This window comes from Rhodococcus sp. Z6_132 (assembly GCF_058133635.1).
This window is the reverse complement of record NZ_JBYUNP010000002.1, coordinates 584774-603186: the sequence shown is the minus strand read 5'-3', so window position 1 is coordinate 603186 and position 18413 is coordinate 584774. Positions and strand designations below refer to the sequence as shown.

Sequence of the window (18413 nt, the reverse complement as noted above, 5' to 3'; positions counted from 1 at the left end):
CCTCCAGCTCTCAGGCATGTCAGGGACATCTCTGGGGACAGTCAATGAGCGTTAGTCCGCACGTCCGATGACGGACGCGGCAAACGTGGGGACGCTGTGTGCTCAACGTCGGCTCTGATCAGATCACAGATCGACCGGGCGGACCCAGCGAAGCCCGACCGGAAGTGTTGCGCCACACGCGTGAAGTCGAGTCAGCGCCGGCCGGCGAGCTCGGGGTAGCGGGGACCGGGAGGGGGCTGGATCCCGGCGGCCGGACGCCCGGGAAGGCACGCCACGGCAGCCAGCGCCACCGAGGCGACGTCCTCCACCAGCGCGGCCTGCCAGTCCGGCATCCGCCCCGCCGCCCAGCTGCGCCAGGCCGCACCGGCGTGCGAGCCGGCAAGGGCGCCGAGCGCTCCCACCGTCGCCGGCACCAGCGGTTGCGCGTGCTCCCGCCGGGACAGGGCAACCGCACCCGCGCCGCCGCTGGCCACTCGGCCGCCCAGCGCGGGAGGCGCCAGCCGGCTCGGTGTGGTGGGCAGCTTGTCCATCACCATCTCCCCGGCCACGCCCAGCACGGCACCCCCGCGAGCCAGCCCCCCGGTGCGACGGCTGGACAGGGCCGGTCCGGCCAGCCCGAGCGAGCTGCGCCCCCCTGCCGCCACACCCAGCAGGGCCGAGCGGGTGAGCAGGCCGGCGGAGGCCCTGGTGGGCGCAGCGCTGACGCGCTCGGCAGGGGTGGGCTGGGCGTGGATCACCGAGCGCACCGCCAGCCCGTAGGCCAGGTGTGGCACCACGTCGCTCGCCCAGTCGCGGCCGCTCCAGGTGCGCGGGTCGCTCACCCGCAGCGCCGCCATGCCCAGGTCGCTCACCGCCATCGCCGCCGCGCCGGTGGCCACCGCACCCAGCGGAGCCGGGGGCGCGAAGCCGGCTGCCCGCGCCACGCTGGCCGCCACGCCCACCGCCACGCCGGTGGCGATGCCGCTGAGCGCCCCGAGGGCGGTGCGGCGGTTGTCCCTGGTGGGCGCGTCCCCGGGGATGACCAGCCCTGCCTTGTCGGTGAGCGTGTCCACCGTGCGCTCGGGCGTGCTGCTGGCCGGCCGCCCGCGCACCGCCATGTCCAGGTAGGTCACCGCGTTGAGCGCGGCCACGCCGGCGCCTCCGGCCAGCAGCCCGCGCTTGATCACTGTGGCACCCATGGACGTGCTCCTTCTCCTCGGCGGGGGCCAGGCCCGGTGGCGACCGGACCCGGTGGTGCCCCACACCTTGCCCGGCGCCCTCGGTGCGCGCACGCCGACACGGTCGCCGCCCACAGGATCCACAAAGGACTGTCGGGGGGACTCAGGCGGGCCGTGGTGCCCTCACCCGACGCTGCGGCACAGGGCGTCGGCGGCGTCCAGGGCCGCGCCCAGCCGCTGCGGCTGCAGCTGCACCAGGGTGGTCGAGCCATCGGCGCCGCTGGGCAGCCGCGCGACGGCCTGGGCGTCGAGGTCGTCCACGGCCGCCACCACCTCACTGAACACCGGCGCCGCCGAGGGGGCCGCGGCCGCGGCGTCGGTGGCGCCCTGGCGCACGCCGAGCAGCACGAACGCCGGAGCCGACGCCAGCACGGGCTCGGCCGCCGAGGTGACCACCTGCCGAGCGATCGTCGACGCCGCTCCGTAGCGGGCACAGGCCTGGGGCAGGCCCGGAGCGGCGGTTGGGCTGGTGGTGGGTGCAGCACTCGCGGGGGCGGGTTGGCTCGTCTCCGAGCCGCCGCTGCCACAGGCCGACAGCACCACGAGCCCAGCCACCACCGGCAGGAGCACTCGTCCGTCCATGATCCTCGGTCGCCGCATGATCATTGTTCGCGGCGAGGACCCGCAGCGGTTCGGCGAGCGGGTCGCTCGCCGCAGGCTGGGGCCTGGACGGCGGTGCCCAAATCCCCAGCGCCTAGACCCCAGCGCCTAGACCGCAGCCTCGAGGCGGGACAGCGCCACCAGCCGCGACGTCGCCCGCAGGTACTTCTTGCGGTAGCCGCCGTTGAGCATCTCCTCGGTGAAGATCTTGTCCAGCGGGGCACCGGAGACGGTGACCGGGATGTCGGCGTCGTAGAGCCGGTCGGCGAACACCACCAGCCGCAGCGCCATCGCCTGGTCGGCAGCGGCGTGCACGCCGGAGAGGTGCACAGCCGGCAGGTCGCGGACCAGCGCGCCGTAGCGGGAGGGGTGCAGCGTGGCCAGGTGGGCGCACAGGTCGTCGAAGGAGTCCAGCGTGGCGCCGGGGATGGCCTCCGCGGCGGCCACGAGCTCCTCCTCGGAGACCGGGTCGGGCGCCGGCGGCAGGTCGCGGTGGCGGTAGTCGGGCCCGTCCACGCGCAGCACCGTGAAGCGGTCGGACATCGTCTTGATCTCGCGCAGGAAGTCCTGCGCGGCGAAGCGGCCCTCACCGAGCTGGCCGGGGAGCGTGTTGGAGGTGGCCGCGACGTTGACGCCGGCGGCGCTCAGCTCGGCGAGCAGGCGCGTGATGACCATCGTGTCGCCCGGGTCGTCCAGCTCGAACTCGTCGATCGCCAGCAGGCGGTGGGTGGACAGCCGCTCCACGGTGGCCGCGAAGCCGAGCGCCCCCACCAGGTGGGTCAGCTCGACAAAGGTGCCGAAGGTCTTGGGGCTGGGCACCTCGTGCCACAGCGAGGCGAGCAGGTGGGTCTTGCCCACGCCGAAACCGCCGTCGAAGTACAGACCCGCACCGGTGACGGTCTTGGCCTTGCGGCCGAACAGACCCCGCTTGCCGGTCTGCTGCTCGTTGATCTGCCGGGCGAAGGCCTGGGCGGCCTCCACGGCCGCCGTCTGGCTCGGCTCGTCCGGGTCGGGGCGGTAGGTCTCGAAGCGCACGTCACCGAAGCGTCCCGGGGGCACCATGGCGGCGACCAGCTCGTCCTGGTTCAGGTGCGGACGGCGGTCGACGAGGTGGTCAGGCATCCACCCAGAATATCGGCGTGGTGTGATCTGGGACGTGCGAAAAATGCTGTCCGCCGGTGAGTCGTTGACCACACCAGGCGCTGCCGACTCAAACCAGGCCGACCTGTCCGACGCCGAGCTGCGGGCGCTCTACGCCTACCCGCCGGAGCTGGTGCGGCCCTGGGTGCGGGTGAACTTCGTGAGCAGCGTGGACGGCGCGGTGAGCGTGGACGGTCGCACCGCCGGGCTGGCCACCCCGTCGGACCAGAAGGTGTTTGCGCTGCTGCGCGAGCTGGCCGACGTCATCGTGGTGGGTGCGGGCACCGCGCGGGCGGAGGGCTACCGCGGGGCCCGGACCAACCCGGAGCTGCGCCGCGCCCGGGAGGCCCGCGGCCAGGCGCCCGTGCCGCCGATCGCCGTGGTCACCGCCAGCGGGAACCTGGCCGCCGATGCCCCGCTGTTCACCGACACCACCGTGGCGCCGCTGGTCATCACCACCACCCGCGGCGCCGAGGCCCACGGCGACGCGCTGCGGGCCGCCGGTGCCCAGGTGCACACCGCCGGGGTGGAGCGGGTGGAGCCGGCCACCCTGCTGGCCGTGCTGGCCGAGCAGGGCCTGTACCGGGTGCTCTGCGAGGGCGGACCAACCCTGTTCGGCGACCTGGTGACCGCCGACCTGGTGGACGAGGTGTGCCTGACCACCGCACCGCTGCTCGCCCTGGGCGGCGCCGGGCGCATCGCCACCGGCCCCGCCGGCGAGCCGCGCGGCCTGTCGCTGGGGCACGTGCTCTGCGACGACGACGCCACCATGCTGCTGCGCTGGGTGCGCCGGCGCTAGTCTCGGCCCGGTGATGGACGAGCCCACCGGCGACCAGCGCCGCCGCAGCCTGCGGGCCCAGCTGCGCGCGCTGCACCCGGACGTCGGTGGTGATCCCGACCGCTTCGCCGAGGTGCTCGCCACCTACCGCCGCCTGTACGGCCCGGCCGCCGCCGAGCACGACCAGCGGGACTTCCGCGGCGACGTCCAGTTCACCTCCCGCCGCCGGGGTGCCCGGGCGATGCTGGACGCCTGCGCCCACCCCGTGCGCACCCTGCACCGCCGGCGCCACGCCCCGCCCCGCGTGCGCTGAGCGCTCACCGCGGGCACACCCACGTTCTGGCATGCTGCCGGCGTGAGACGCGTCCCCGTGATCGTGCTGGCGGCAGCGCTGGTGACCGCCGCCGTCGCCGGGTGCAGCGCCGGCCCCTCCGACCGTCCCACCATCGCCGTCCGCAGCGATGCGCCGGCCTCCCCGAGCCCCAGCCCGAGCCCCGCCGCCGTCCCGCCGCTGCAGGCCCCGGTCACCGACCTCACCTGGCGCAGCTGCTCCAGCACCTGGCTGCAGCAGACCTCCCCCGCGCCGCTGCCCGCCGGGGTGACGCTGGAGTGCGCCACGCTCACGGCGCCGGTGGACGACCAGCTGCCGGACAGCCTCAGCCTGGGACTGGTGCGGGCCCGCACCGCCGACACCCCCCGCGAGGCGGCGCCGGTCGTGCTCACCACCGGCGCGGACGAGCCCTCCGGCACCGCCCTGGCGCGGTGGGCCCGGGCTGACGGAGCCGCGCTGCTGGCCCAGCACCCGGTGGTAGCGCTGGATCGTCGCGGCCTGGGCACCTCCGACCCGGTGTCCTGCCTGTCCGCCGCCCAGCGCACCGACATCACCACCGTGGACGCCTCCGGCCCCGACCCTTCCGCGCTGGACACCATCCAGCAGCTGGGTCGCACCAGCACCCAGTCCTGCACCGACGTGCTGAGCCCGGCGGAGCTGGGGTACGACGCCGCCCACGCCGCCGGCGACCTGGAGGTGCTGCGGACGGCATGGAAGGTGGACCGGCTGGCGCTGCTGGGCCTGGGCGACGGCGCCGCCGTGGCGCTGCGCTACAGCATCGCCCACCCCAACCACGTGTCGCGGCTGGTGCTGGACTCCCCCGCCTCCTACGGAGCCGACGCCGCCACAATGGCCAAGGAGCAGGCCACCGGCGCTGAGGCGGCGCTGCGGGCGTTCAGCACCCAGTGCGCGGCCACCCAGTGCCCCGCCGGGCCGGACGCCACCGCCACCGTGCTGGACGTGCTCAACCAGGCGCGCGCCCGCAACGGCCTGCCGGCGGCCGGAGGCAGCCTCGCCGCCGGGGCCATCCCCGGCCTCCTCGCTCGGGCGCTGTCCAGCCCCGACGGCGCGCGGGCCCTGCCGGCGGCGCTGGAGCGGGCCCGGGCCGGCGACGGCACCGCGCTGGCACAGCTGGGCTCCACCGGCGCGCCGCCGGGGCAGGTGGACGCCGAGCTCGTCGCCCGGTGCAGCGACGTGGCGCTGCGGCCCTCCGCCGAGCAGGTCTCCACCCTGCTGGCCCAGTGGCGCACCGAGATGCCGGTGTTCGGCGCCGACGCAGCGGCCCGGCTGCTGCTGTGCCTGTCCTGGCCCACCCCCGCCACCGCCCCACAGGTGCGTGAGCTCGGCGCCGTCCCGCCGGTGCTGGTGCTGGCACCCGCCGCCGACCCTGTCGCCGGGCCCAGCGGCGCCCCGGCCGCGGTGACCAGCGTGCAGCAGGCCGGCAGCGACGCCACCCTGGTGCGCTGGCAGGGCTACGGCCACCCGGTGCTGCCGGCGTCGGCCTGCGCACGCACTGCCGTGGCGGCCTACCTGGCTGACGGCACCCGCCCGCAGGCAGGCACCATCTGCCCGGCGTAGCGCTACGGTGGACCGCATGAGCGTCACCGGCCCCGACCCCGGCCGGGACGAGGACTGCCCGCTGGACCCACCGCTGCCGCCCGGCCGGTTCGCCGACGACCTGGTGGGCCTGGATCCCGACGACCCGGACGCGCAGGCCTTCGCCGCCCACCTCGACCGCATCGAGCGCTCCCGCCCCAGCTTCACCGTGGAGGGCTACCTCGCCGGGGTCGGCGACTTCGCCACCTCAGCCAACCGGGCGGGTGGGCTGCGGCGGCTGGTGGCCGTGACGGTGGTGGCGCTGGTGCTGCTGGGCGTGCTCTACGCGGTGTGGAACGCCCTCGTCGCGATCTCAGGGATGCTCTAGCGGCCCTGGGCCGTTCGCGCGGCCATCGATCGGCCCGGTTGCGCCCAGAGTGAAGCGCCCACCTCCCCGGTGCGCGCACCGCGACGGCCGGACTAGCGTGGTCGCCATGAAAGACACGCACGCCACCCCTTCCGTCGTGCTCTCCGAGCAGGAGTGGAAGGAGAAGCTGACCCCCGCCGAGTACGAGGTGCTGCGCAAGGCGGGCACCGAGCGCCCGGGGGTGGGCGAGTACACCGACACCACCACCACCGGCGTCTACGAGTGCCGCGCCTGCGGCGCCGAGATCTTCCGCAGCGACACCAAGTTCGAGTCGCACTGCGGCTGGCCGTCCTTCTTCGCGCCCTCGGGCACCGACGCGGTGATCCTGCGCGACGACAGCACCCTGGGCATGAAGCGGACCGAGGTGATCTGCGCGTCCTGCCACAGCCACCTGGGCCACGTCTTCGAGGGTGAGGGCTACGCCACCCCCACCGACCAGCGCTACTGCATCAACAGCATCTCCATGCGCCTGGTGCCCAAGGAGAACGCCCAGCAGACCCCGGAGGCCTAGCCGGTCCTCCCCAGAAAGACACAGCACCGCGCGGCAGGCCCGCGCGGTGCTGTGTTGTCTGGAGGCTGGCGGCGAGTGGCGCCGCTCAGGGCAGGTGCGAGACCAGCTCCGCCACCGGCACACGCGGTCCGGTGAAGAACGGGACTTCCTCGCGCACGTGGCGCCGGGCGTCGGTGGCGCGCAGGTCACGCATGAGGTCCACGATGCGGTGCAGCTCGGGAGCCTCGAAGGCGAGCAGCCACTCGTAGTCGCCCAGTGCGAAGGAGGGCACGGTGTTGGCGCGGACGTCGGCGTAGCCGCGGGCGGCCTTGCCGTGGTCGGCCAGCATCTGGCGGCGCTCGGCGTCGGGCAGCAGGTACCACTCGTAGGAGCGGACGAACGGGTACAGGCACAGGTACTTGCCCGGCTCCTCCCCGGCGATGAAGGCCGGCAGGTGGCCCTTGTTGAACTCGGCAGGGCGGTGCAGGGCCGCGTTGGACCACACCGGGTCGCTCGCCCGGCCCAGCGCGGTGTCCCGACGCAGCCCGGAGTAGGCCTCCTGCAGCTGCTCGATGGTCTCGGCGTGGGTCCAGATCAGCCAGTCGGCGTCGGCCCGCATGCCGGCGACGTCGTAGATCCCGCGGACCACGACGCCCTTGCCCTCCAGGGAGTCCAGGAACTCCTGCGCCTCCTGCGCCACGGCGGCGCGGTCGTCCCCGAGAGCACCGGGGCGCGTCTTGAAGACCGAGAACATGGTGTAGCGGATCTGCGAGTTCAGCGCTGCGTAGTCGAGGTGTGCCATGGGGCCTATCGTGCCACCGCGGTCGAGCCCTCGGCACAGGTGGTGACGTGCTGCACGACACGCTCGGCGGCCGCCCGACCGGTGGCGATGCAGGCGGGCACGCCCACCCCGTGCAGCATCGATCCCGCGACGGCCAGCCCGGCCACCGCCGCCACCGCGTCCTCGATCTCCGCCACTCGGTCCAGGTGGCCGGGTCCGTACTGGGGCAGTCCCCCGCCCCAGCGCTGCACCACGGCGCCCAGCGGGACCGCGGTGATGCCGTGCACCTGCTCGAGGTCGGCCCGCACCTGGGCCAGCAGCGTGGCGTCGTCCACCTGCAGCGCCGCGGCGTCGCCGTAGCGACCCAGCGACGCCCGCAGCCGCAGCACCCCGTCGCCACCCAGGTGCGGCCACTTGCGGCTGGAGTGGGTGAAGGCCTTGGCGTGCAGCGCCTCCCCGGTGGCCACCAGCAGCCCCGACGTCGGCGGCAGCTGGGCGTCCACCTGCTCCCCGTCGTAGGCCAGCCCCACCACCACGCAGGAGGCGAGGGGGATGCCGGCGGCCGCGTGGGCCGCGCGCGGCGCCACGTCGGTGAGCAGCCGGCGGGCGGCGGGGGCGGGCACGGCCAGCACCACGGCGTCGAAGCGCTCGCGGCCGGCGTCCGCGGTGTCCACCCACCAGCCGGTGGCGTCGGTACCGACCGCGGTGACGGTGCAGCCGGTGCGCAGCCGGGCGGCGGCGGCCTCGCGCAGCGCCTCGAGCAGGCTGGTGTAGCCCTCGCGCAGCGCCCCGAACACCGGAACCCCGGGCTGGGGCTGCGGTGCCGCCTGCGCGGCCGCGGCGGTGAGGCTGGGGGCACCGGCGTCCAGGGCCGCGGCCACCGCGGGCACGGCGGCGCGCAGGCCGAGGGAGTCGGCGCTGCCGGAGTACACCCCGCCCAGCAGCGGGTCCACCGAGCGGGCCACCACCTCCGCACCCAGGCGCTCGCGGACCAGCTGCCCGACGGCGACGTCGCTGCCGGGCTCCCAGCGCAGCGGACGCTCGGGCTCGGCGGCCACCTGGCGCAGCGCGTCGTCGCTGAGCAGCCCGCGCACGGAGTCCACGCTGGAGGGGATGCCCATGACGCTGCGCGGGGGCAGGCCGTGCGGGCGGCCCCCGGCAAGCACGCTGGCCGGCACCGCTGCCGGGTGCACCAGCTGCTCAGCCAGGCCGAGCTCGGCCAGCAGCGCCGGCACCTCGGGGCGGCGGGTGAGGAACGCCTCCGCCCCCACGTCGAAGCCACGTCCAGCCAGCTCCACGGTGCGCAGCACCCCGCCGATCCGCGCGGACTGCTCCAGCACGGTGATCTGCGCCCGCGGTCCCAGCAGGGTGCGCAGCCGCTGCGCCGCGGCCAGGCCGGAGATCCCAGCACCCACCACAGCGACCGAGGCTGAGCCGTCGGTGCGGGGCGCAGACGGGGTGGTCATGCCCCGTGCACCAGCTCCACCACCCGGGTGAGCACGTCGGGGTCGGTGCTGGGCAGCACGCCGTGCCCCAAGTTCATGATGTGGCCGGTGGCCCCGGCAGCGAGCGCGGCGTCGGCGTCGGCCAGCACCCGCGCGACCTCCCGCTGCACGGCCTCGGGACCGGCGAAGAGCACGGCGGGGTCGAGGTTGCCCTGCAGCGCCTTGCCCGGCCCCACCCGGTCGACGGCGGTGCGCAGCGGCACCCGCCAGTCCACGCCCACCACGTCAGCGCCGGCCTCACCCATGGCCCCGAGCAGCTCGCCGGTGCCCACGCCGAAGTGGATGCGCGGCAGCCCGGCGGTGCCGACCGCCTCCAGCACCCGCGCGGAGTGCGGCAGCACGAACTCGCGGTAGTCGGCCAGCGACAGCGCACCCGCCCAGGAGTCGAACAGCTGCACCGCGTCCACGCCGGCCTCGACCTGGGCGGAGAGGAACGTGATGGTGGAGTCGGCCAGCCGGCCCAGGAGGGCGTGCCAGGTGGTGGGGTCGGCGTACATCAGCGCCTTGGTGCGCTCGTGGTTGCGGCTCGGCCCACCCTCGATGAGGTAGGAGGCCAGGGTGAACGGGGCGCCGGCGAAGCCGATCAGCGGGGTCTCGCCCAGCTCGCCGACCAGCAGCCGCACGGCCTCGGCCACCGGGGCCAGCTGGTCCGGGGTGAGCGGGGGCAGCGCGGCGACGTCGGCACTGGTGCGCACCGGCTCGGCCACCACCGGACCGGTGCCGGCGACGATGTCCAGGTCGATGCCCGCGGCCTTGAGCGGCACCACGATGTCGGAGAACAAGATGGCGGCGTCCACGTGGTGTCGGCGCACCGGCTGCATGGTCACCTCGCACACCAGCTCGGGCGTGAAGCAGGCGTCGAGCATGCCGATGCCCTTCCGCGCCTCGCGGTACTCCGGCAGCGACCGGCCGGCCTGGCGCATGAACCAGATGGGGCGGTGGCTGGGCTGCTGGCCGCGCGCCGCCGCCAGCAGCGGTGCGTCCGGCAGCGTGCGGCGGGCCCCGGTGGCGGGGATGACTGAGGTACTACCGTGGCTGTTCATCTCGGGGTCCATGCTGCCATGACGCGAGCCCGGCCCGGCGCCGCCACAGCCCCTCCGGCGCGACGGGTCCGACCGGCGCGCCTCCGGTCCGCGGGACCAGCCCGCGGCTAGCGTCCGTTCGTGTGACGATGTCCGGTGTGCTGGCCCAGCCAGAGGAGTTCCGCAAGGCAGTGTCCGCGCTGTCCGCTGCCTCGGCACGGGACGAGATCGAGCTCGGCCCCATCCGCCCGCCGCAGAAGCTGGCGCCCTACACCTACGCCATCGGTGCCGAGGTCGAGGGCGCCGACGGCGAGCACAGCGAGGCCAGCGGCCGCCTGGTGCTGCTGCACGACCCGGACGGCCACGACGCCTGGAACGGCACCCTGCGCCTGGTCGCCTACATCCAGGCCGAGCTGGACGCCGACACCGCCAACGACCCGCTGCTGCCCGACGTGGGCTGGACCTGGCTGCTGGACGCCCTGGTGCAGAGCGGGGCGGACTACACCGCGCTGGGCGGCACGGTCACCGTGACGTCCTCGGTGCGCTTCGGCGACCTGGCCGGCCCGGCCCGCACCAACCAGCTGGAGCTGCGCGCGTCCTGGACGGCGAGCACCCCGGCGCTGGCCGCGCACGCCGACGCCTTCTGCGCCGCGCTCAGCTCGGCTGCCGGCCTGCCCCCGCTCGGCGTCCACTCCCTCCCGCCGCGCCGCGACTGACGCCCGCACCGTGGTGGCCCCGCACCCGCCCGCAGCGTCGGGCGGCTCGCCCCGCGCCGTAGGGTCTGGTGCCGTGGTCGACAACCCTGAGCAGGCACGCACCGAGACCGACCCGTCCGCGCAGGAGCTGGCGCCCGACGCGGCGCCGGTGCCCAGTGCGGTGCCGCTGCTCACCCCCGCCGACGGCGTGCCCGACCTGGTGACGTCCGCCGGTGCGCTGACCGAGGTCGCCGAGCAGCTGGCTGCCGGCACGGGCCCGGTGGCGCTGGACGCCGAGCGAGCATCGGGCTTCCGCTACTCCCAGCGCGCCTACCTGGTGCAGCTGCGCCGGCGCGGCGCCGGCTCGTTCCTGGTCGACCCCATCCCCGTTGCCAGTGACATGGCGCCACTGGCCGCCGCCCTGGACGGGCCCGAGTGGGTGCTGCACGCCGCCAGCCAGGACCTGCCCTGCCTGGCCGAGCTGGGCCTGCACCCCGCCTCGGTGTTCGACACCGAGCTGGCCGGGCGCCTCGCCGGCTTCGAGCGGGTGGGGCTGGCCGCGATGGTGGAGCGGGTGCTCGGACTGGCGCTGACCAAGGGCCACGGCGCCGACGACTGGTCCAAGCGGCCGCTGCCGCACGACTGGCTGGTGTACGCCGCGCTGGACGTGGAGGTGCTGCTGGAGCTGCGCGACGCCCTGGCCGCCGAGCTGGCCGAGCAGGGCAAGACCGAGTGGGCCCGCCAGGAGTTCGAGCACGTGCGCACCGCCGGTGGCCCCAAGCCCAAGCCCGACCGGTGGCGGCGCACCTCCGGGATCCACAAGGTGCGCAAGCCCCGTCAGCTGGCCGCGATCCGCGAGCTGTGGCTGGAGCGGGACAAGGTGGCCGCCGCCCGTGACATCGCCCCGGGCCGGGTGCTGCCCGACGCCGCGATCGTCAGCGCCGCGGTGGCCGATCCCACCGACGTCGGCGCGCTCACCGCGCTGCCGGTCTTTGGCGGTCGCGCCCAGCGGCGGCAGGCCCGCACCTGGCTGACCGCGCTGGAGCGGGCTCGCGCGCTGCCCGCCGACCAGCTGCCCACCGTCACCGCCCAGCACGAGGGCCCGCCGCCGGTGAGCCGCTGGTCCGACCGCGACCCCGACGCCGCAGCCCGGATGACCGCCGCGCGCAGCGCGCTCACCACCCTCAGCGAGCAGCACCGGGTGCCGGCGGAGAACCTGCTGCTGCCCGACCTGCTGCGCCGGGTCTGCTGGAGCCCGCCCGCCGACCTGGACGTCGCCGCGGTGGCGGAGGTGCTGCGCGCCGGTGGCGCCCGGCCGTGGCAGCGCGAGCTGCTGGCCGAGCCGCTGGCCCAGGCGCTGCGCAGCACCGCCGACACCGCCGAGGCTGTCCCGGGCAGCAGCTAGCCAGCCGCGTCGGAGCTGCCGGCTGATCCGGTCGGTGGCGCGGGCGGCAGCGTCACCGTCACCTCCAGGCCCCCACCGGACACGGGCGCCCCGTGCACGGTGCCCGCGTGCGCCTGCACCACCGCGGCCACGATGGCCAGGCCCAGGCCCGACCCCCGGTGCGCGGTGCGGCCGGTGCCCCCGCGGTGGAACGGCTCGAACAGCGCGGCCACCTCGTGGGCGGCCACGGGCGGCCCGGACGAGGTGACCGTCAGCACCACCGCGCCGGTGGCCGCCACCTCGGTGCGCACCCGCAGCCACCCGCCGGGGACGTTGTGGCGCACCCCGTTCTCCACCAGGTTGCCCACCACCCGGGCCAGCAGTGCCGGGTCCCCGATCGTCGTCGCCGGCTGCAGCTGGCGGGTGACGGTGACCTGGCGCGCAGCCCGCTCCGGCTCCACCGCCGCCAGCGCCGGCGCCACCAGCGGGACCAGGTCCACCCGCTCGTGCACGGCCAGACCTGTCGCGCTGGTGCGGGCCACCATGAGCAGGCCCGCCACCATCGCCTCGGCGCGGTCGGTGGCGTCGCGCAGCACCTCCCCCATCCGGCGCAGCTCGGCGGCGTCGGCGAACGGGTCGGCCAGCGTCACGTCCACCTCGGTGCGCATCACCGCCAGCGGGGTGCGCAGCTCGTGGCTGGCGTCGGCGACGAACCGCTGCTGGGCCTCGAAGGACTGCTGCAGCCGGTCGAGCATCCGGTCGAAGGCCTCGGCCAACCGGCCCACCTCGTCGCGGGGACCGGCGGCACCGGCGAGGCGGGTGCGCTCGTGCAGGGTGGTCTGGGACAGCGCCTGCGCCGTGGCGGTCACGTCGGTGAGGGGCCGCAGCACCCGACCGGTCAGCGTCCACGCCAGCAGGGCCGCCGCGGCGACCACCAGCAGCACCGCCACCGAGCCGTGGCCCAGGACGTCGGCCTGGGCCTGGTCGCGCACGGTGGCCAGCAGCACCTCGGGGGTGGTGACCACGCCGTCCACCACCACGGGCGCAGACGCGGGCAGCACCGCCACCGGCGACGAGGTGCGTCCGGCCAGCACCCAGGCCAGCAGCACCAGCACCAGGCTCATCCCCGCGACCAGCGCGGTGGCCAGCAGCGTCAGCCGCAGCCGCAGACCCACGGGGTCTCAGTCCTGCACGGGCAGGCGGTAGCCCGACCCCACCACCGTGTCGATCACGCCGGGCTCACCCAGCTTCTTGCGCAGGGTCATCATCGTCACCCGCACCGTGGTGGTGAACGGGTCGGCGTTCTCGTCCCACACCCGCTCCAGCAGCTCCTCGCTGCTCACCACCGCGCCCTGCGCGGCCATGAGCACCTCCAGGACGCCGAACTCCTTGCGCGTGAGCTCCACCAGTCGGCCGTCGCGGTGGATGGTGCGACGGGCGGGATCCAGCTCCAGGTCACCCACCACCATCGTCGGCGGGGTGGCCGGGGTGGTGCGCCGGCCCAGCGCCCGCACCCGGGCCACCAGCTCGGGGAACGCGAAGGGCTTGGTGAGGTAGTCGTCGGCGCCCATGGCCAGCCCGGACACCGTGTCGGCCACGCTGTCGCTGGCGGTGAGCATCAGCACCCGGCTGATCCCGCCGCCGGCCACCAGCTCCTGGCAGAGCGCGTCGCCGGAGACACCGGGCAGGTCGCGGTCGAGCACCACCACGTCGTAGCGGGTCACCGACGCCTTCTCCTGGCCGGCGAGGCCGTCCAGGGCGACGTCCACCGCCATGCCCTCACGCCGCAGTCCCCTGGCCACGGCCTCAGCCAACGGCTCCTCGTCCTCCACCACCAGAATGCGCACCCGCCCAGACTGCCACGTCAGCCTGTGACCTTTCTGAGACGCACCTGCGCAGGGGTGCCGGAGAGCCCTGCGGGCTAGTGCCGCTCGGAGTCGCCGGTCTCCTGCTGGTCGCTCTCCGGGGCGCCGGAGAGCACGTCGGTGGACATCGCGGCGACCCAGCCGGTGATCTTGCGAGACAGGTGCTGGGCCGTGAGGTCGACGTCGGCCAGCACCTGCCCGCGCGAGGCGTGGTCCTGGAACTGCTGCGGGACGCCGAGGTCGCGGCAGGGCACGTCGACCTCCGCGGTGCGCAGGCGCTGCGAGACCGCCGAGCCGACGCCGCCGTGCACGCCGCCGTCCTCCAGCGTCAGCACCAGCCGGTGCCCGCGGGCCAGCTCCACCAGGTCCTCGCTCACCGGCAGCACCCAGCGCGGGTCCACCACGGTGACGCCGATGCCCTGCTTGGCCAGGCCCTGCGCGGTCTGCAGCGCCAGGTCGGCGAAGGCACCGACCGCCACCAGCAGCACGTCGCGGGCGTCGTCGGTGTCCGGGCGCAGCAGCACGTCCGTGCCGCCGGGCAGGCGCTCCAGGGCCGGCACCTGCTCGGGGACGGCGCCCTTGGGGAAGCGCAGCGCGGTGGGCCCGTCGGTGACGTCGAGCGCCTCGGTCAGCTCCTCGCGCAGGGTCTGCGCGTCGCGCGGGGCGGCCACCTGCATGCCCGGCACCATGCCGAGCAGGGAGAGGTCCCACATGCCGTTGTGGCTGGCCCCGTCGGAGCCGGTGATGCCCGCCCGGTCCAGCACCAGGGTGACCGGCTGGCGCAGCAGCGCGACGTCCATCAGCAGCTGGTCGAACCCGCGGTTGAGGAAGGTGGCGTAGACCGCCACCACCGGGTGCATGCCACCCAGGGCCAGGCCGGCCGCGGAGGTCATCGCGTGCTGCTCGGCGATGCCCACGTCGAAGCACCGGTCCGGGTACTTCTCGGCGAACGGGGTGAGCCCGGTGGGACCGGGCATGGCGGCGGTGATGGCCACCAGCTCCGGGCGCAGCGCGCCGTGGGCGACCATCTCGGCGGCGAACACCGACGTCCAGCCCTGCGGCGCGGTGCCCACCGGCACGCCGGTGATGGGGTCGATGATGCCGGTGGAGTGCATCTGGTCGGCCTCGTGGTTCTCCGCGGGGGCGAAGCCCATCCCCTTGCGGGTGACCGCGTGCACGATCACCGGGCCGCCGAAGGCCTTGGCGCGGCGCAGCGCGGCCTCCATCATCTGCTGGTCGTGCCCGTCCACCGGACCGAGGTACTTGATGCCCAGGTCGGCGAACATCGCCTGCGGGCTCACCGCGTCCTTGATGCCGACCTTCATCCCGTGCAGCAGCGCGTAGGCGGAGCGACCCACCCAGGGCAGGCGCTGCACGGTCCTGCGGCCGGTGGCCAGCGCCTTCTCGTAGGCCGGCTGCACCCGCAGCGCGGCGAGGTGGTTGGCCAGCCCGCCGATGGTGGGCGAGTAGGAGCGGCCGTTGTCGTTGACCACGATGACCACCGAGCGGTCCTGGCCGGCGGCGATGTTGTTCAGCGCCTCCCAGCACATGCCCCCGGTGAGCGCGCCGTCACCGACCACCGCCACCACGTGCCGGCGCTGCTTGCGCAGCTGGAAGGCCTTGGCCAGCCCGTCGGCGTAGGACAGCGCCGCCGAGGCGTGGCTGGACTCCACCCAGTCGTGCTCGCTCTCCGCGCGCGAGGGGTAGCCGGACAGGCCGTCCTTCATGCGGAGGGTGTCGAAGCCGGCCTGCCGGCCGGTGACGATCTTGTGCACGTAGGCCTGGTGGCCGGTGTCGAAGATCAGCGGGTCCGACGGGGAGTCGAACACCCGGTGCAGCGCGAGCGTCAGCTCCACCACACCGAGGTTCGGCCCCAGGTGGCCGCCGGTGGCGGCCACCTTCTGCACCAGGAACTCACGGATCTCGGTCGCGAGCACGCGGAGCTCGGCCAGGTCCAGGCGCCGGAGATCGGCGGGCGACTGGACACCTCGCAACAGGCTCACAGCACTCACAACCCTCCGAGAAGACGACAGAACCCGTCCCACTCTACGTAGCGCTGGAGCGGACGGCCCCCGCCGCCAGCAGCGCGTCAACCTCGTCCGTCCCTACGCCCCAGTCGATCAAAGCGGCCCGGGTGTGCTGGCCCGGGTGCGGTGCCGGAGAGCGCACCGAGCTGGGGGTGCGGGTCAGCCGCGGGGCCGGTCCGGGCTGCGTCATGCCGGCGACCTGGACGAACGAGCCCCGAGCGACGGCGTGCGGGTGGGTGACGGCCTCGGCCGGGGAGAGCACCGGCGCCACGCAGGCGTCGGTGCCGTCGAAGACCTTGGTCCACTCCTCGCGGGTGCGGCTGGCGAAGATCGTGGTGAAGGTCTCGGTCAGCGCGGGCCAGCTGGACGGGTCGTTGCGGTCGGCGACGTCGCCGGCGCCCAGGCCCAGCCCGGTGAGCAGCTGGTCGTAGAACTGCGGCTCGATGGCGCCGACGGCCATGAACTGCCCGTCGGCGCAGGTGTAGCAGCGGTAGAACGGGGCGCTACCGTCGAGCATGGCGCCGCCGCGCTCGGTGGGCCAGAAGCCGCTGGCCTGCCAGCCGTGCAGCATGGAGGTGAGCATGGCCGCGCCCTCGCTCATGGCGGTGTCCACCACCTGGCCGCGCCCGGAGCTCTGCCGCTCGTACAGCGCGGCGAGCACGCCGGCCACCAGCATCATCGCGCCACCGCCGAAGTCGGCCACGTAGTTCACCGGCGGCACGGGCGGACCGTCCATCGGACCGATCGGGTGCAGCGCCCCGGAGTAGGCGAGGTAGGTGAGGTCGTGCCCGGCGGCCTGGCTCAGCGGACCGTCCTGGCCGTAGCCGGTGAGCCGGGCGAAGATCAGTCCGGGGTTGCGCTCGGCGCACTGCTCGGGGCCGAACCCCAGCCGCTCGCAGACACCGGGGCGGAAGCCCTCCACCAGGACGTCGGCCTGCGCGGCCAGCTGCAGCACCACCTCGACGCCGGCGGGGTCCTTGAGGTCCACCGCCACCGAGCGCCGGCCGCGGCCCAGCGGGTCCAGCGGCGGGTCGGCGGGGGCGGTGCCGCCGACCGCGGTCGCGCGGTCCACCCGCAGCACCTCCGCCCCCATGTCGGCGAGCATCGTGACCGCGAACGGCCCCGGCGCCAGGCTGGCGATCTCCAGCACCTTCAGTCCCTGCAGCGGTCCGGCCACGATGTGATCCCACTCTCGTTCAGGCAGCACTTACGGTCAGCGCAGACGGTAACCGGTGTGACCCACGCCGCTGTCAGGTACCTCCACTGAGCGGACTGCCTTGGTAGCGGTTGCCGACGTAGCGGGCTCCGCTTGGGCGTACTTGCAGACGCCCCACGGAGTCAGCGCTGGAACAGCGCGATGCACTCCACGTGGTGGGTCATCGGGAAGGCGTCGAAGGCGCGCAGCACGCTCAGCCGGTAGCCCTGCGCGCCCAGCAGGGCCACGTCGCGGCCCAGCGCCGCCGGGTCGCACGCCACGTAGACGATGCGGGTGGGCTCGGCCGCGGTGATCGCCTCCACCACCGCCCGGCCGGCTCCGCTGCGCGGCGGGTCGAGCACCACCACGTCCACCGGCACCGGCAGCGTCCGCAGCTGCTGCTCCACCTGCCCGGCCACCATGCGCACCTGCGGCAGGTCGGCCAGCGCCGCGGTGCCGTCGGCCACCGCCTGGCGGGAGGACTCCACCGCCACCACGGTGCCCGCGGCCCCCACCTGCTCGGCCAGCACCGCGGAGAACAGGCCCACCCCGCTGTAGAGGTCCCAGGCCGTGCCGCCCGTCGGGGCGTCGGCCAGCTCGGCCACCACCCGCGCGTAGACCTCGGCCGCGCCCACGTGGGCCTGCCAGAAGCCGTCGGCGGACACCGCCCAGGTGCGCCCCGCGGCCTGCTCGGTGGCGGTGGCGCTGCCTCGGCGCAGCTGGGCCACCGGGCGCGGCTTGCGCCGGCCGCGCTGCGGGCGCTGCGGGGTGGTCAGCTCCACCACGTGCTGCTCCCCCGCGCCGTCGCGCACCACCTGCAGGTCCGCACCGGGGGTCCACTGCTGGCCCACCACGTCGTCCAGGGCGTGCGGCACCGCCTGCGGGCAGCCCAGCACCGGGATCACGTCGTTGCTGCGGTGTGGGTGGAAGCCCGGCTGTCCGTCGGCGGTCACCGCCATCCGCACCCGGCTGCGCCAGCCCAGGCCGTCGGGCGCGCCGGGCAGCTCCTCCACCACGACGTCCTCGGCGGTCAGGTCCAGCCCGCCGAGCCGGCGCAGCTGCTCGGCCACCACCATGGCCTTCATCTGCCGCTGGGCGGGCAGCGCGGCGTGCTGGAAGTCGCAGCCACCGCAGCCGCCGGGGCCGGCCACCGGGCAGCGTGGCACCACCCGGTCGGGCGAGGCGGTGAGGACGGCCACGGCGTCGGCACGGCAGAAGGACCCGCCGCGGTCCTCGGTGACCAGCGCGCGCACCCGCTCGCCGGGCAGGCCGTGGCGCACGAACACCACCCGACCCTCGTGCCGGGCCACGCAGAACCCGCCGTGCCCGGGGGCGCCGAGCTCCAGCTCCAGCGTCTCCCCCGTCCAGTCCAGGCTCTCCCCCGGTGCTGCCGTGCTGCTCATCGTGGTGCCGTCCTGCT

18 protein-coding genes are annotated in these 18413 nt (G+C 75.1%); 7 read left to right on the top strand and 11 right to left on the bottom strand.

What is annotated here, in order from left to right; all coding sequences use genetic code 11:
- Positions 1-191: 191 nt before the first annotated feature.
- The 3 genes from AC3YO9_RS09475 to zapE form a co-directional block, all read right to left on the bottom strand.
- Positions 192-1178: a hypothetical protein gene (locus tag AC3YO9_RS09475; protein ID WP_489982962.1), complete on the bottom strand. Its 987-nt coding sequence runs from the start codon at positions 1176-1178 to the stop codon at positions 192-194.
- 162 nt (positions 1179-1340) lie between these two features.
- Positions 1341-1799 (bottom strand): hypothetical protein, encoded by a 459-nt coding sequence (locus AC3YO9_RS09470; protein WP_489982961.1) that lies wholly within the window; start codon positions 1797-1799, stop codon positions 1341-1343.
- 126 nt (positions 1800-1925) lie between these two features.
- Positions 1926-2939: a cell division protein ZapE gene (gene zapE, locus AC3YO9_RS09465; protein ID WP_127783285.1), complete on the bottom strand. Its 1014-nt coding sequence runs from the start codon at positions 2937-2939 to the stop codon at positions 1926-1928.
- Between the two features lie 43 nt (positions 2940-2982).
- On the opposite strand from zapE, the gene AC3YO9_RS09460 reads away from it, so the two are divergent.
- From AC3YO9_RS09460 to msrB, 5 genes are all read left to right on the top strand, one after another.
- Complete coding sequence (locus tag AC3YO9_RS09460; RefSeq protein ID WP_127784802.1) at positions 2983-3756, top strand: pyrimidine reductase family protein; 774 nt, start codon at positions 2983-2985, stop codon at positions 3754-3756.
- A 10-nt stretch (positions 3757-3766) separates the two neighbouring features.
- On the top strand, positions 3767-4048 hold the full coding sequence (locus AC3YO9_RS09455; RefSeq protein WP_489982960.1) for a hypothetical protein: 282 nt from the start codon (positions 3767-3769) through the stop codon (positions 4046-4048).
- Positions 4049-4090: 42 nt separating this feature from the next.
- Positions 4091-5644 (top strand): alpha/beta fold hydrolase, encoded by a 1554-nt coding sequence (locus AC3YO9_RS09450; RefSeq protein WP_489982959.1) that lies wholly within the window; start codon positions 4091-4093, stop codon positions 5642-5644.
- Positions 5645-5660: 16 nt separating this feature from the next.
- Positions 5661-5990, top strand: coding sequence for a hypothetical protein (locus tag AC3YO9_RS09445; RefSeq protein WP_206517990.1), 330 nt, complete (start codon positions 5661-5663; stop codon positions 5988-5990).
- Between the two features lie 106 nt (positions 5991-6096).
- The gene (msrB, locus tag AC3YO9_RS09440; protein WP_127783290.1) at positions 6097-6540 is read left to right on the top strand and encodes a peptide-methionine (R)-S-oxide reductase MsrB; all 444 of its coding nucleotides are present in this window, start codon (positions 6097-6099) and stop codon (positions 6538-6540) included.
- Positions 6541-6625: 85 nt separating this feature from the next.
- Here msrB and hemQ read toward each other — a convergent pair whose 3' ends face one another.
- Genes hemQ through hemE form a run of 3 tightly spaced genes read right to left on the bottom strand, consistent with a single transcriptional unit; the run spans position 6626 to position 9848 of the window.
- Positions 6626-7321: a hydrogen peroxide-dependent heme synthase gene (gene hemQ / locus AC3YO9_RS09435; RefSeq protein ID WP_127783293.1), complete on the bottom strand. Its 696-nt coding sequence runs from the start codon at positions 7319-7321 to the stop codon at positions 6626-6628.
- Positions 7322-7326: 5 nt separating this feature from the next.
- Positions 7327-8766, bottom strand: coding sequence for a protoporphyrinogen oxidase (locus tag AC3YO9_RS09430; RefSeq protein ID WP_489982958.1), 1440 nt, complete (start codon positions 8764-8766; stop codon positions 7327-7329).
- On the bottom strand, positions 8763-9848 hold the full coding sequence (gene hemE, locus AC3YO9_RS09425) for a uroporphyrinogen decarboxylase (protein WP_127784804.1): 1086 nt from the start codon (positions 9846-9848) through the stop codon (positions 8763-8765). The genes AC3YO9_RS09430 and hemE overlap by 4 nt, the downstream gene beginning before the upstream one ends.
- Positions 9849-9976: 128 nt before the next feature.
- On the opposite strand from hemE, the gene AC3YO9_RS09420 reads away from it, so the two are divergent.
- On the top strand, positions 9977-10543 hold the full coding sequence (locus tag AC3YO9_RS09420; protein WP_127784805.1) for a DUF3000 domain-containing protein: 567 nt from the start codon (positions 9977-9979) through the stop codon (positions 10541-10543).
- Between the two features lie 73 nt (positions 10544-10616).
- Entirely contained in the window at positions 10617-11927 is a 1311-nt protein-coding gene (locus tag AC3YO9_RS09415) for a ribonuclease D (protein WP_489982957.1), read from the top strand.
- Here the strand turns inward: AC3YO9_RS09415 and AC3YO9_RS09410 are convergent.
- The 5 genes from AC3YO9_RS09410 to AC3YO9_RS09390 form a co-directional block, all read right to left on the bottom strand.
- Positions 11924-13081 (bottom strand): sensor histidine kinase, encoded by a 1158-nt coding sequence (locus AC3YO9_RS09410; RefSeq protein ID WP_489982956.1) that lies wholly within the window; start codon positions 13079-13081, stop codon positions 11924-11926. The two genes, AC3YO9_RS09415 and AC3YO9_RS09410, sit on opposite strands and share 4 nt — an antisense overlap.
- A 6-nt stretch (positions 13082-13087) precedes the next feature.
- On the bottom strand, positions 13088-13753 hold the full coding sequence (locus tag AC3YO9_RS09405; protein WP_127783296.1) for a response regulator transcription factor: 666 nt from the start codon (positions 13751-13753) through the stop codon (positions 13088-13090).
- Positions 13754-13827: 74 nt separating this feature from the next.
- Entirely contained in the window at positions 13828-15768 is a 1941-nt protein-coding gene (gene dxs, locus AC3YO9_RS09400; protein ID WP_489983452.1) for a 1-deoxy-D-xylulose-5-phosphate synthase, read from the bottom strand.
- 49 nt (positions 15769-15817) lie between these two features.
- The gene (locus AC3YO9_RS09395; protein ID WP_206518233.1) at positions 15818-16978 is read right to left on the bottom strand and encodes a CaiB/BaiF CoA transferase family protein; all 1161 of its coding nucleotides are present in this window, start codon (positions 16976-16978) and stop codon (positions 15818-15820) included.
- Between the two features lie 158 nt (positions 16979-17136).
- Positions 17137-18396, bottom strand: coding sequence for a class I SAM-dependent RNA methyltransferase (locus tag AC3YO9_RS09390; RefSeq protein WP_489982955.1), 1260 nt, complete (start codon positions 18394-18396; stop codon positions 17137-17139).
- Between the last annotated feature and the right edge of the window lie 17 nt (positions 18397-18413).